The organism is Cryobacterium aureum (assembly GCF_002954245.1).
Classification (GTDB): Bacteria; Actinomycetota; Actinomycetes; order Actinomycetales; family Microbacteriaceae; genus Cryobacterium; species Cryobacterium aureum.
On record NZ_PPTG01000029.1, the window covers coordinates 132,507 to 145,923 of the forward strand.

Annotated in this window: 14 protein-coding genes and 1 tRNA gene; 9 read left to right on the forward strand and 6 right to left on the reverse strand. The window is 64.3% G+C overall.

The annotated features are described in order from the left end of the window. Positions 1 to 276: 276 nt before the first annotated feature. Together CJ028_RS11805 and CJ028_RS11810 are read left to right on the forward strand one after the other, a co-directional pair. On the forward strand, positions 277 to 738 hold the full coding sequence (locus CJ028_RS11805) for a MarR family winged helix-turn-helix transcriptional regulator (protein ID WP_439099041.1): 462 nt from the start codon (positions 277 to 279) through the stop codon (positions 736 to 738). 250 nt (positions 739 to 988) lie between these two features. Beyond that, on the forward strand, positions 989 to 1,687 hold the full coding sequence (locus CJ028_RS11810; protein ID WP_105035435.1) for an SDR family NAD(P)-dependent oxidoreductase: 699 nt from the start codon (positions 989 to 991) through the stop codon (positions 1,685 to 1,687). A gap of 2 nt (positions 1,688 to 1,689) precedes the next feature. Here the strand turns inward: CJ028_RS11810 and CJ028_RS11815 are convergent, their stop codons facing one another. Both CJ028_RS11815 and CJ028_RS11820 read right to left on the reverse strand, forming a co-directional pair. Continuing rightward, positions 1,690 to 3,153: a cryptochrome/photolyase family protein gene (locus CJ028_RS11815; protein ID WP_161498968.1), complete on the reverse strand. Its 1,464-nt coding sequence runs from the start codon at positions 3,151 to 3,153 to the stop codon at positions 1,690 to 1,692. Positions 3,154 to 3,242: 89 nt separating this feature from the next. Further along, positions 3,243 to 3,315, reverse strand: a tRNA-Arg gene (locus CJ028_RS11820). Positions 3,316 to 3,542: 227 nt separating this feature from the next. Between CJ028_RS11820 and CJ028_RS11825 the strand changes: the two genes are divergently transcribed. From CJ028_RS11825 to CJ028_RS11845, 6 genes are all read left to right on the forward strand, one after another. Then, positions 3,543 to 3,887, forward strand: a complete 345-nt coding sequence (locus CJ028_RS11825) for a hypothetical protein (protein WP_105035437.1) — start codon at positions 3,543 to 3,545, stop codon at positions 3,885 to 3,887. An 89-nt stretch (positions 3,888 to 3,976) separates the two neighbouring features. Further along, a complete protein-coding gene (locus tag CJ028_RS11830) occupies positions 3,977 to 4,165 on the forward strand; it encodes a hypothetical protein (RefSeq protein ID WP_105035438.1) in 189 nt (62 codons plus the stop codon). Between the two features lie 205 nt (positions 4,166 to 4,370). Next, the gene (locus tag CJ028_RS20965) at positions 4,371 to 4,547 is read left to right on the forward strand and encodes a hypothetical protein (protein ID WP_161498969.1); all 177 of its coding nucleotides are present in this window, start codon (positions 4,371 to 4,373) and stop codon (positions 4,545 to 4,547) included. A 125-nt stretch (positions 4,548 to 4,672) separates the two neighbouring features. Then, positions 4,673 to 5,410: a flavodoxin family protein gene (locus tag CJ028_RS11835; protein WP_105035439.1), complete on the forward strand. Its 738-nt coding sequence runs from the start codon at positions 4,673 to 4,675 to the stop codon at positions 5,408 to 5,410. A gap of 90 nt (positions 5,411 to 5,500) precedes the next feature. Then, positions 5,501 to 5,797 (forward strand): carboxylesterase family protein, encoded by a 297-nt coding sequence (locus CJ028_RS11840; RefSeq protein WP_240607224.1) that lies wholly within the window; start codon positions 5,501 to 5,503, stop codon positions 5,795 to 5,797. A 16-nt stretch (positions 5,798 to 5,813) separates the two neighbouring features. Then, the gene (locus tag CJ028_RS11845; RefSeq protein WP_105035440.1) at positions 5,814 to 6,233 is read left to right on the forward strand and encodes a DUF1294 domain-containing protein; all 420 of its coding nucleotides are present in this window, start codon (positions 5,814 to 5,816) and stop codon (positions 6,231 to 6,233) included. Here CJ028_RS11845 and CJ028_RS11850 read toward each other — a convergent pair. Then, entirely contained in the window at positions 6,230 to 6,799 is a 570-nt protein-coding gene (locus tag CJ028_RS11850; protein WP_105035441.1) for a hypothetical protein, read from the reverse strand. The two genes, CJ028_RS11845 and CJ028_RS11850, sit on opposite strands and share 4 nt — an antisense overlap. A gap of 420 nt (positions 6,800 to 7,219) precedes the next feature. Between CJ028_RS11850 and CJ028_RS11860 the strand changes: the two genes are divergently transcribed. Then, the gene (locus CJ028_RS11860; RefSeq protein WP_129590475.1) at positions 7,220 to 7,684 is read left to right on the forward strand and encodes a hypothetical protein; all 465 of its coding nucleotides are present in this window, start codon (positions 7,220 to 7,222) and stop codon (positions 7,682 to 7,684) included. A gap of 340 nt (positions 7,685 to 8,024) precedes the next feature. Here CJ028_RS11860 and CJ028_RS11865 read toward each other — a convergent pair whose 3' ends face one another. From CJ028_RS11865 to CJ028_RS11875, 3 genes are all read right to left on the reverse strand, one after another. Beyond that, positions 8,025 to 9,770 (reverse strand): SulP family inorganic anion transporter, encoded by a 1,746-nt coding sequence (locus CJ028_RS11865; protein ID WP_105035444.1) that lies wholly within the window; start codon positions 9,768 to 9,770, stop codon positions 8,025 to 8,027. A 460-nt stretch (positions 9,771 to 10,230) separates the two neighbouring features. Then, on the reverse strand, positions 10,231 to 12,750 hold the full coding sequence (locus CJ028_RS11870; protein WP_105035445.1) for an MMPL family transporter: 2,520 nt from the start codon (positions 12,748 to 12,750) through the stop codon (positions 10,231 to 10,233). A 5-nt stretch (positions 12,751 to 12,755) separates the two neighbouring features. Then, entirely contained in the window at positions 12,756 to 13,415 is a 660-nt protein-coding gene (locus CJ028_RS11875; protein WP_105035446.1) for a TetR/AcrR family transcriptional regulator, read from the reverse strand. Positions 13,416 to 13,417: the final 2 nt, after the last annotated feature.

The following is a 13,417-nucleotide window of genomic DNA, read 5'->3' on the forward strand; positions in this document are numbered from 1 at the left end:
AAAGGCTACGACTGACCCTCTTCCCTTGCACCAAGAGTGTCCTGCAATCACATTTCACGTCTTCCGCCACAGCAAACGGTTGACGCACCTAAAACATATAACGAATAGGTAACGGGCGCCACCTTTCGTCGACAAAATCATCTGCGAGTTTCATGCCAAGTACCTGATTGTTGCCCGGCCCCGCGGATGCTGGCCCCGCGGCCCGCGCGGTGCCCGCTCCCCGTTGGAGTCTCTATTCTTGGAGAACGACGTGGTAGACGAGGCGAGGAGCCGCAGGTGGTGGATCGAACGGTCGCGGTGGGTGCGTGGGAATCCCTGTTTCGGGCCCAGGTCGCCATCATGCGCAGTCTGGCGGCGAATTTTCCGTCGAAGGAAATCTCCTTCAACGAGTACGACGTCATGTTCAATCTGTCTCGACAGCCGGACCGGCGCATCCGCTTGCGTGATCTCAACCAGCACGTGCTGTTGACCCAGCCGAGCGTGAGCCGCCTCGTGGACCGCCTCGTCTCGCGTGGCTACCTGCACAAGCACACCGACCCGACCGACGGGCGCGGCGCCATCATCGAGCTGACGGATGCCGGGCTCGCCCTGTTTCGGCGGGTGGCCGTTGATCACATGAAGTCCATAGCGCAGCGGATCGGTGAGACGCTCAGCGAAACCGAATTGGAGCAGCTGACCGTGCTGTGCGACAAGCTGCGGATCGATTGCCCCGGCGACGGCGCGGCGAGCCAGCACTAGGCGAACAGTGGGCGATGGAACGAGGACCCTACCCCTCGTCCCACCGAGGCAGTCCCTCGCAGGAATGCCTTCCTCACCGGGCGCCCGAACATTGCCCGGTGAGAAGCTCAGGCGCAAGCACGTATCGGATTTTGGAAATCAAAACGAATACAAACTAGTGAATTTGGCTCACGTCTGCTGATCGTATCCCAGCTTGGGGGTGGAAAGCTTAATCTTGCGTAACCCCACAGCATCCCGTCTACGCTGAAGTATGACTTCCCTCGCCGGTTCCTCCATTCTCGTCGTCGGCGCCACCGGGGGGCTGGGCCGTGAAATCGCGCAGATTCTCAGCGTGGAGGGAGCCCTGCTCACCCTGCACGGACGCACCCCGGAGCGCATCGCCGATCTGGGCATTCCAGCCGCGAGGGTAACTGGCGACCTGCTGGAGCCGAAGACGGCCGCCCAGCTCGTGGCAGTCGCGCTGAACGCGCATGGGCGTCTCGACGGCGTCGTCAACGCGGCCGGAGTCGTGGCGTTCGGGCCAATGGCGGAGGTCTCGGACGACACCATCGATATTCTGATGGCGGTGAATGCCTCGGCACCGATTCGTTTGCTCCGCGCCGCCTATTCCGCCCTGGTCGAATCCTCGAGTGCGCATCGTGATCCGTTCTTCCTCACGCTCAGCGGCGTCGTGAGCGAGAGCCCGACAGCGAACATGGCTGCCTACTCGGCATCCAAGGCCGCACTCGCAGCGTTTGCGAAAGCGGCCGGGCGTGAATTGCGTCGGGACGGCATCCGCTTTCTCGATGCCCGACCCGGCCACACCGAAACAGGACTGGCTACCCGACCGATTCAGGGGTCAGCGCCCCGGCTACCGGAGGGATACAGCCCAGCGGATGTCGCCCGTCGCCTAGTCGACGCAATCATCGCCGGCGAGCGCGACCTGCCGAGCACCGCTTTCGCCGGCTAGCCTTACCAGTGGGTGCGCTCACGCTCCTGAGCGACGACCGCGTCTCGGTCCACAAGACGTCTCAAGCCGGCGAGCGGCTGGGCCATACGATGATTGCCGCGGATGTGCGGCTCCACTCGGTCCAGGAAAGCCCAGTAGCCGGCGGTGAATGGGCAGGCCTGTGGCCCCAGCCGTATTTTGGGATTGAACCGACAGCTGCCGCAAAAATCCGTCATCTTCGCAATGTAGGCGCCACCGGAGGCATACGGCTTCGTCGCGACGATTCCGCCGTCCGCGTGCTGGGACATACCGACGACATTGGCCGGCATAACCCAGGGTGTCCCGTCGACGAAGGCATTGATGAACCAGTCCGACAAAGCGGACGGCTCGTACCCGCGCTGCAACGACCAGTTGCCGAGAATCATCAGCCGCTGAATGTGATGCGCCCACCCGGTGCGGGACACCTCATCCAGCACGTGGCTCAGGCACCGCGCTTCGACGGCGCCACCGTTTAACTCCAAGAAAGCCGGCGGAAGCGGCTCGTGGGCAGCGAGAAAGTTGCTCTGCGCAACGTAATTCTCGCCGAGGTGCCAATACAGGTGCCAGACCCAGTCCCGCCACCCCATGACCTGGCGCACTACCGCTTCAACGCTCGCCAGCGGCACGCCACCGGCGCTATGGGCCGCGACGACCGCGTCGATGACCTCCTGCGGGTGCAGCAGGCCCAGGTTGAGCGGAACGCTCAACCGCGAGTGGGCCATCGTGCTGTCCCCGATCAGCGAGGCGTCCTCGAAGGGCCCGAAGTCTGACAGCCGCGTTTCGATGAAATCATCGAGAGCAGCGAGGGCCTCCACGCGGGTAGCGGCGAACCGGCGCGGGCCATCCTCTCCGATCAGGTGCACGCGGCCGCCCCTGACGAGCTCGTCGAGGTCGCGACGGACTTCATCGTCGATGTCATCCTCCACCGGGGCCCACGGGTCGGGCAAACCGAGACCGACCGCATTTTTCGGGGGAGGCTGACGGTTGTCGTGATCGAAGTTGAAGCGCCCGCCCTCGGGCTCCGGGCCGCGCATGAGTGTGCCGGTGGCTGTGCGCACGTGTCGGTAGAACTGTTCCATCACAAGTCGGGATGCGGGTCGCCCGTCAGCCCAGCTAGCAAAGTCCTGCTCGCTCGTCACGAATCCCCTACTCGGCAGAACGGATGCCCCCAAATCGGCAACCAGGGCGCGCGCTCCCCACGAGGTGGGGTTGATCACCTCCAGTTCGCGACCAGCAAGCACGTCCCGATAATGCTCTGCCCGCAGGAACTCTGCGCGGTCACCCAACTCGCGGGCACGGTGGCGAAGCGCACTCAGAATGAGGTGTGCTTTCGCCCGGTGATAAGTGCGGCGCTCGAGGAGCGCAGATGCTTCAACCAGCACAATCGGCCCACCGTCGTCGTAGTGCGGGCCGAGCTGGTCAGCGAACAGAAAGCGTGGAAGGGGCACGATACCGATTCTACGTAGGTTGCGTCGGCCGGGCCGGATACGCACAAAAAAAGCCCCGTCCGACGTTACGTCGGACGGGGCTGAAGGTGTGCGCCCGAAGGGATTCGAACCCCCAACCTTCTGATCCGTAGTCAGATGCTCTATCCGTTGAGCTACGAGCGCATGTCAATCCCGCGAACTGTAACGCCCGGAGACAACTTGAAAACTATACCAGCTATCGGGCGCTCCCCGTTCCATCAGGCCAGGCAAGGGGCGTCAAAACCGGTCATTCCGCGCCGACGCTCTGCTTTGGTGCAAGAGATTTCTGCGAATGACTCATTCTCTATGGCACTTTTCGGGGAAAAGTGCTTACGCAAGGCCTGGTAAATAGCCACAAAGGGGGGTGTCCAATGAAGGAATCAATATCGCAGCTCCATGGGCACACCCTGCGACTGGCCATTTTTGGCCCGGGCGCCGCCATCGTCTGGGCCGCCCTCACACTGCTTCTCGGCACTCTATCGCCGGCCTCCGCCGACACCGAGGACGCGCCACCCACACTTCTCACCACGGCCGCAAGCACCCTGCTGCCAGCTGCTATCGACCCGACACCAGCCACTCGCCCAGCGCCCGCTCCGGTGGTAGACGTTCCGCGTGGACGGTCGGCCGATCGCACCACAGCGGGCGTTCTCGCCCTGAGCGGCGTCGCGGTCCTTCCGTCAACGCCAACGTTCGACCCCGGGTCCACTCCCGACTGATGGGTCTGCCCTGCCATTTTGCCGGCACCACGCAGACCGAAGCCTTCCCTCTGGGAGCACGCCATCACTCATTTAGGAGCACCACCACCATGAAAACAGTCATCAAAAAGGGCCTGTACTGCGCCCTTCTCGTCGGGGGCCTCTCGCTCATCGGAATCTCCGCGGCCAACGCTGCCGAGGCACCCAACACCACCGGCGCCGACGGAATCGTCTCGGGCGACCAGGTCGTGACCGACTTGGTCGCCCGATCACTCTCACCGGCAACGCCATCTCGGTAATCGGCAACTCGTCGAGCACGGGGTCAGACACCGGCAGTGCAGCTCCGGTAACCCAGCCAGCGGCCGCGAGCGCGAGCCCCACCACTACGGGTGCAAACTCACTGCTCGGCGGCACCCAGGTCGTGCCCGTCGTAACGGCTCCGATGCAGTCGCACGAGGCACGGGCACGGGCAGTTCTTCTCTCGCCGCGCTGCGACTGACGCCGTTGTTCGGGTCAACGCCGGCCGGCTCCACTCTGGCGAGCACGGGAACAACCCCGCTGCCGTTCCTCGCACTGGGCCTCCTGCTCGCCCTGCCCGGACTTGGCCTGTCTGGTCGCGGCCTGATTGGGCGCGGCCTGATTGGGCGCGGCCTGATTGGGCGTGGCGGCGCCACCGCCTAGCCGGCAGCATCCGTTCATAGCCGCCGGGCGCTTCGACCACCAGGTTGAAGTGCCCGGTGGTGGCGCGCTCGCGACACCAAAATCAACCCCTGTCATCGATCCGGGTCGAGTGATTTACTTACCGGATGAACGAGACGAGCCCCGCCGAACGCGAATCCTTTGATTACTCCAGCCTGCGCGCCGTCTTCATCAACTGCACCCTCAAACGCAGCCCCGAGGTCAGCAACACCCAGGGCATTGTCGACCTCAGCGCCCGCATCATGCGGGAGCAGGGCGTGCAGGTCGAGCTGATTCGCGCCATCGACCATGATATTGCCACCGGGGTCTACCCCGACATGACCGACCACGGCTGGCAAACGGATGCCTGGCCGTCTCTGTTCGAGGCGGTTCAGGCCGCCGATATCCTCGTACTGGCCGGTCCAATCTGGCTCGGCGATAACGGCTCGGTGACCAAACGCATCGTGGAACGGCTCTACGCCCACTCGGGCGAATTCAATGAAAAGGGCCAGTACATCTTCTATGGCAAAGTCGGCGGTGCCATCATCACCGGCAACGAAGACGGAGTGAAACACTGTACGTCGAACCTGCTGTACAGCCTGCAACACATCGGCTACTCAATTCCGCCCGCCGCTGACAGCGGCTGGATCGGCGAAATCGGCCCCGGCCCGAGTTATCTCGATGAGGGATCTGGCGGTCCGCAGAACGACTTCACCAACCGCAACACCACCTTCATGAGTTGGAACCTCATGCACCTCGCCTCAATTTTGAAGAAGAACGGCGGCATCCCGGCCTTCGGCAACCTGCGCCAGGACTGGGACCGCGGAGAACGATTCGGGTTTGAACCTAACCCGGAATATCGGTAGCACAGCCTCAGCTTCGCCGGATCGGGGAACCCAGTGGTACTCCAAACAATCTCGACAGAGTCTTCCCGTGTTTGCCCCCACCCGCGCTGAATGCGCTCGACGTGCGCGTCACCGGCGGCGTGGTGCGCGGCATCCGTGAAGGTACTGGCCTGGCGCGGCATCCCCTACGCGGCTCCGCCGATCGGTGGCCGACGGTTTCGCGCTCCGCAGCCCGTCATTGCCTGGCCCGGAGTACGGGACGCCTCCTGCTACGGCGACGTCGCCCAGCAGTCGTACCGCGGCCAGTTCAAGGGTGCCAGCCCGCGCGTGCGCTCCAGCGAGGACTGCCTCACCGTGGGTGCCACGAACTCCAACGAGTGCCGCGAGGGGATTTTGCCGGCGCTGTGACCTCTAGCATGGGGGCATGGTCATCGCCCGCTCCCGCCGTGCGGTGGGTCGCGCCAGCTACCTCGCGATCGCCGCATTTGCCGTCGTGTATCTGGTCGGCGCCGTGTATTGGCCCCGGCCGCTCTGGGTGGTCGGGATCTACCTGGTTGCCAGCCTGATCTGTTTTGCCCTCTACGCGACCGACAAGCGTCGGGCAAGGCTCGGCAGCTGGCGCATCTCGGAACGCACCCTACTGTTCTGGGGCTTCATCGGCGGCTGGCCGGGCGCCATAGTGGCGCAGCAGGTGCTGCGCCACAAAACCCAGAAGAAAAGCTTTCGCGGGGTGTTTTGGGCCACGGTTGCCTCAAACGTCGTGCTCTTCGTTGTCGTCAGTACGCCGATATTCGACCGGCTGGTCGCCCACGCGATCACCGACGTCAGTGTGCTCGGAAACTAATATTCGTTGAACTCCGGGCTGGTCGCCGCGTCGTGCTTGGCCTTGAGAATGGCGAGGTTGATCAGCACGAACGCTTCCAGGCGTTCACCGCGATGTTCGGCGTAGTCAGGCTCGCGCTGGTCGACGGCCAGCTCAATGAGCTTCGACGAGACGGCCGAGCTGACCTCTTCGCTCGCTGACCGCTGCGCACTCGACACGATACGCGCTACCTGGTCGTTGTCATCGGCAACAGCGTCGAGGGCGAGCGTCAACCGCTCGTGCACACGAAATCTCAGGGCGAATTGCTTGAGGTCGTGGCGCTGGTCATCGGTAAAGCTCAGCCGCCACTTCATCGCCGCGAGATCGCGGCCCATTCGGCTGACCCGCCGGGCATACTCCTCGTTCTGCCGCGCCAGCCGATGTAGTTCGCTTCGGGCGTTGTCGGCGTACCGCCCGGAGTCGTAGTCGAAGTGCTCCCGCAGCGCTCCAACGATGATGTCGTTCTTCACGGCCATCCGCACGGCGGACAGTGCGATGAGCAGGCCTTCATCAACCGTGCGCTCGAGGTCGGGCAGCTCGGCGTTCACGTCGGGTTCGCTGACGTGTTCGTGAGCGTCGGCACGACGCCGGGACCGGTTCCAAATGATTGCGCCACCACTTCCTCGTGCAGGTGACCTCCATTTTATCGGTCAACTGGGTGACTGCTGCGCGGGCACCAGGGTGAGAAAAATGGCACCCCTCCGTGGGGCTCGTTGAGCGCGCGACCCGCCGAACTATTTCCCAATCATGAGAAGAAGTCATACCCCGGCCAGTCGTAAACGATTTTGACGTCGACATCTCGGCCGACTACGTCGACGCTGTCGATGCCAACGGGAACTCCCAGCGCCCCGGACAGGGGGAACGTGGCCTGACGAGTCCGAAATTGCGTCCAACTATCTAAGACTTCGCCCCCGACAGTCTGGATTTTTAGCTGCACCGGGCAGCCGTGAGGTGCGGGTCGGGGGAACGTGAATCCGGAGTTGGAGCGCGCGCAGGGCTCGTCGGCACCGCTCGACCGACTCGTCGAGGACCTCCAGCGCCTGCGCAACACGGCGGGCGACGTCTCATACGCCGAGATCGCCGCGCTGATCACCCGCGGGAGTGAGGCGCAAGGGATCACCCCGGCCGCGGCCCGGGGCGCCCGATCGTCGGTCTTCGATGCCTTCCGCACGGGGCGTCGCCGCATCAACGCGGTGCTGGTCGAGGAGATCGTGCTGGCCCTCGGCGAGGATGACGCCGCTGCCGCCCTCTGGCGCAAGCGGTGCCTCGACGCCCGACTCGCCGCGCGGCGTCCGGCCGGCGCGGTCGGCATAGACCGACCGGGTGGGCCTGCCGAGTCGGCCGCCCCGCATCCACCGGTCTCGCTACTGAACGTCGCTGCGCCGATGAATGCTGAAGAGAATGCCCGACTTGCCCGGTTGGCAGGCGCCTGACGGTGCTGCCGGTGATTCGCTTGAAACGTGCGCTCGGCCTCATGCCCAGGTGGTCAGCGCGGCATGCGCGAGATCGTAGTTGCTTTGCAATATCGAGCGTGCCCAGAATCCGGGCGATCTTGTTCGCGTGTGCTGCCTAGATTTCTTTTCTTCGACCCCGTGCGATGAAACAATTCCCAGCCCTTGTGGTTGAAACTCAACGATCACATTATGAATGTGTCGTGTATCGAGGTACGTCGCAATCCGTCCCTTCCCGAGGGATCCCGCAGACGATGCCAAGCAGCCGCCTTCCGTTGTGCGCCGAGGCATCCGCCCTGAGTCATGGGCCATCGAGAATGCCTCAGATCGCCCCGCCGATATCGTCGCGAAGCTCCCCACTTGCAACATCAACCGCGGCGCCCACCGTCGGCGCGAACCGCTCGGGTGAAAACCGGTCACCCAGTCCGACGGCCTGAAGTCGGTCCTTGACCGGTCCCTTCACCTCGGCGAGCACGAGCGTCACCCGCCGAGACGCGAGGTACTCGTCAAGCTCGAGCAATTCATCGATAGCGGTCGTGTCGATATCGGTGATCGGTTCGGCGGCAAGGATGACGGTGTGAATGGGCGTGCCACCGGCCTCCGATTCCCGCTCCGCCCGCCGCAGCACCGAGCGCACGTAATCATCAAAGATGCCGCCGTTGGCAAAGAAGAGCGGGGCGTCGAAACGCACGATGACGATGCCGGGAACACGATCGGCATCCGGATGCCGTGAACGGTCATGGTAACCGCGCACACCCGGAATGCGCCCGAGCTCGGCCCGGTACGGACGCCACGCGCGGATCACGAACGCGACCAGGGACAGACCGATCGCCACGAGAATGCCCTGCAAAACGCCCACCAGAAAAACGCCGAGGAACGCGGCGATCGAGAGCAGGGCATCCGTTTTGTCGATCCGCCACAATCGCGCGACGCCCGAAACGTCGAGCAGGCTGGCTGCGGCCACAATGACCACGGCGCCGAGGGTCGCCGACGGCAGGTACCCGGTTACGCCGGGGGCCACGAGCATGAAGATAACAATGATCAGCGCGCCGACGACAGGCGTCAGCTGGGATCGCGCTCCTGCCTGCTCGGCGACGGGCGTGCGCGAAGTGGAGGCGGAGACCGGAAAGCCGCCGAAGAACCCGCCTCCGATATTAGCGAGTCCGAGACCGGCCATCTCTTGACTGCCGTCCACACTGTCACCGCGGCGCGCCGCGAGCGTGCGGGAGAGCACCCCGGTGTCGGCGAAGGCGATGAGCGCGATGCCCAGCGCCGGTCCGATCAGCGAAACCACGTCGCCCCAGACGAGTCCGCCGAGCGCCGGGGCAGGGAGCCCCTGCGGCATGGCACCGACAATCGGCAGCACGTTCTGCAGGGAGAAGATCGCCGTGACCACAATGGATGCGACGACCGCGATCAGTACGCCAGGGATGCGTCCGCCGAGCAGGAAACGCAACCCAACGATGACGGCGAGGGAGGCAAGGCCGAGCAGCATCGCGCCGACGACGATGCTCCCCGCCGCAGCGCCCTGCACGATGGCGCCAATCCCCTGGATCGGGCCGGGCGCCTCGATGGAGAACCCGAGCAGCTTGGGAATCTGCGAAATGATCACGAGCAAAGCGACGGCGTTGAGGTAACCGACCCGGATCGGCTTGGAGAGCAGGTCGGTGACGAAGCCGAGCCGGAACAGGCCGGCGATGAGCAGGGTGAGGCCGACCATCAGCCCGAGGAGTCCGGCGAGCGCAATCGCTCGCTCAGTGTTGCCGAGCGCCAGCGGCAGGATCGACGCAGCGATGATGGGGGCGAGCGCAGAATCGGGTCCGAGCACGAGGATGCGCGATGGGCCGAAGACGGCGTAGACAAGCAGCGGCACGATCGTCGCGTACAGACCGGTGTACGCGGGCAGCCCGGAGGCCTCCGCGTAGCCCATACCGGCCGGGATCAGCAGGAAGCTGAGCACGATGCCGGCACGCAGGTCGGGCACTAGCCACGCGCGCTGGTAATGCAGGGCGGTGTTCAGCCCCGGTATCAGGCTGTAGGCTACGCCGCGGAATCCGCCGGTTGGCATGCCCTAACGGTAGTCCGGTCCTTGTCTGCTGTCTGGACTTCATCGAGTGTTCCGCTGCCGTCGCGTCGAGCGGATGCTGATTTGCGAATGATTACCCGAACGCGACGACCAGAGCCGGTCTCGCCAGCACGAGGCTCGCCGGCGTCAAGAGCGACCGTCGCTAGGTGCATACTCTGGACGTGAAAAAAAGAGGCCGAAATTTTACAGGTCCGGGTCATGTGCAAGAAAATTTTGCGTGTGCGAACCGCAGTACTACTGCGCCGACCCAACAGTCGTCTGAAGCTGCAAGAGTCGTCGCCCTGCGTGAGTTGGACAATACGTCGCTCGGCCTGAGTCTGGCCGACCGGGCCTGCTCCAGGCGTTCGGCCGAGCCCGCTTCAACGGCTGAATCACAGTGCTCGTGGGTCAGTCAGTGACCAGAGTTGAGCCCGAAGCAACCATTCACCGCTCTCACGACCGGTTAGACGATCGAGGTTGGGACACGCTTGGGCGCGGCCACCGGGTGCGAGCGCTCAAGTGAGGCACCCTCCACATCGACGTTGGGCAGGATGCGCTCCAGCCATTTCGGCAGCCACCACGCCGCGTCACCGAGCAAATGCATCACAGCAGGGATGATCAGCAGCCGCACCACAAACGCGTCGAGCAGTACGCCGCCGGCGAGCCCGAAGCCGATCGACTGGATCATCACCGAGTTCGAGAAGATGAAGCCGGAAAAGACCGAAGCCATGATGAGGGCGGCCGCAATCACCACCGTGCGCCCGGCATGGACCCCGCGCTGCACGGCCAGGCGTGACGAGGCACCGTGAACGTACGATTCCCGCATGCCGCTGACCAGGAACAACTGGTAGTCCATCGCCAGTCCGAACAGCACACCCACGACGAGAATGGGGAGGAAACTCAGGATCGGCCCGGGGTCATGAATGCCGAACACTGCGCCGAGCCAGCCCCACTGGAAGACCGCCGTGATCGCCCCGAAGGATGCGAACAGCGACAAGACGAAGCCCAGGGTCGCGGTGATCGGAACCAGAATGGACCGGAACACGAAGATCAGAATGATCAACGAGAGCCCAACGACAACGAGAAGGTACAGCGGGAGCGCTGCGGCGAGTTTCTCACTCACATCGATGTTTCCGGACGCGTTGCCGGCGACACCGAGAGATACAACACCGTCGAGGTCGATTCCTCGGAGGTCACGTACGAGCTGCTCGGTTGATTCGCTGGTCGGCCCGTCGGCCGGAATAACCTGGAAGGCGAGGAGCAGATCATCGTCGGATGCTCCGATCGGCGCGACCGCGACGACATCATTCTCCGCTCTCAGTGCGGTTCCGATACGCACCTGTTCAGCGCGCAGGTCCTCATCCGTGATGGCTGTCTCGAGATCGGCGACGACGAGCAGCGGGCCGTTCACGCCGGCGCCGAATTTGTCGTCGGCCAGCTTGTACGCGTTGTACGCGCTCGAGCCCAGCGGTTCGGACGAGCCAGCCGGGAGGCCGAGTCGCATCGAGAGCGCGGGGATCGCCACGATCAGCAGCACGACGACACCCACAACCACCGTGACGACGGCGCGCACGGTGTTCATCGGCTTGACCGGAACGCCGGCCGAATTGCTGGCATGACCGACCCGGGCGCGGGCCTTCTTCGTGAGTATCTTCGTACCAGCCAGGCCGAGCAGCGCCGGAGTCAGGGTGATGGCGATCAGAATCGCCGCGAAGACGCAGACGGCACCGACCGTTCCCATGAGCCCGAGAAAGGGAATGCCGGTGAGGTTGAGAGCGAGCAGGGCGATGAGCACCGTGGCGCCCGCGAACACGACAGCGTTGCCGGAGGTGCCGTTCGCCAGTCCGATCGACTCCTGCACGGGCAGGCCACGGCTCAGCTGGGTGCGATGCCGGTTGAGAATGAAGAGCGAGTAGTCGATGCCGACCGCGAGCCCCAACATCACTCCCAGAACCGGGGTGACGGAGAGCATCTCGACGGATCCGGACAGCGCGAGGGAAGCGAGCACACCGACGCCGACGCCGATGAGCGCGTTCAACAAGGGAAGTCCCGCGCCGATCAGGGTGCCCAGCATGACCAACAGCACGATGGCCGCCACGATCACGCCGCCGATCTCTCCCGGGCCGAGAATCTCGGGAATGCTGGAGGCAATGTCGTTGGAGACTTCAGCTCTGACGCCGTCGATCCCGGAGTCGTTCATCTCCGCGACAACGGCTTCCTTCGACTCTGCCGGTACCAGGCTGAGCGAGGTGTCGAACTGCACACTCGCCACGGCGGTCGTCTCGTCGGTCGATACCTGACGGATACCGGCGGCCAGGTCGAGCAGATCCGCTCCCTGTTCGAGCGTGGTGCTCTGGGTAGCGAGTTCTGCGCGGATCGCGTCGAGTGTCGTCTGTTGGGCGGCGATCGCGGCTGCGCCCGCATCAATCTGAGCCTGCTGCGCATCGAGCGTCGGTTGAGCGGATGCGAGCTGACCCGCCGCCTCGGCCTGCGTGCGGCTGGCATCGAGCTGCGCTTGTCCGGCATTGGCCTGCGCCGTGGCCGCATCGATCTGCGCCTGCCCCGCATCGATCTGCTCCGTTCCAGCGGTGATCTTCTGCCGCCCGTCGACGACCTGCTGCGTCTGGTCATCGATCTGGGCTTGGGTATCGAAGGGATTCGTCGCCGATTTCACATCGTGGAGACCGATCGTGCGTGTGAGCAGGTCGCCGATGGCGGTTTTCTGCGCGCCGGTGAAGGCGGAGTCGTCGGTCGTGGTGAACAGGACCGTACCTCGCCCGCCGCTGACTGCCGGAAACTTTGCCGCGAGCTCGTCGCTGACCTTCTGAGTGGCGGTGCCGGGGATACTGACGGACGACGTGAGTGTTCCGCCGAAGGCAGCGAACGCAGCGACGGCGAGGCCGAGAATGACCACCCACGCAATGATGACCACCCACGCTCGGCGGGCGGAGAACCGACCCAGTCGGTAGAGAAGCGATGCCATTATTCTCAGATTCCTTCTTGGGGGTCGGTGGGGGCATAGCCGGTGCGGATGCTACCGATCAGGCGGTCAAGCAGTTCAAGCCATACTTGTCGCGAGGCGGTGTCGAGTGAACCGCCCGTCAGGGCGAGCCAGCGGCCGGACACCACGGACACGCCGTTCATTACGGAGCTGACGAGGATTGCGACCTCGAATTCGTCAATCGCGCCGGCGCGGTCGGCGATCTCTGCCGCGAGCTGTTCGGTAGCTCGGGTGAACACGTCGCCAAGGCCGTGCGGGGACCGACCCTCGTCACCCGCAGCACCGAGCACGCCCGCGAGATAGGAGACGACGGGCGGCAGATCCATCGCCCGGATGGCCGTCGTGATCTCCTCGAAGAGGGCCACCCGGCTGCTATCCCCGGCGGGATTCGATGCCGTCGCCGCACGAAATTCATCGACGGTGGCGCTGAGCACCCGCGTGCAGGTGGTCATGATCACATCGTCGAGCGATGAGAAGTGGTTGAACACCGTGCGCCGGGAGACGCCGGCGCGCTCGGCGAGTTCGTCGACGCTGAATTGTGGTTTGCCTCGCTCGCGAATGAGCGAATCGGCGGCATCCAGAATGGCCTGGCGGTACCGCGCCTTGAGTTCGGCGCGGCGATCGGGGGCGGTGTTGGGAAATGTCACCT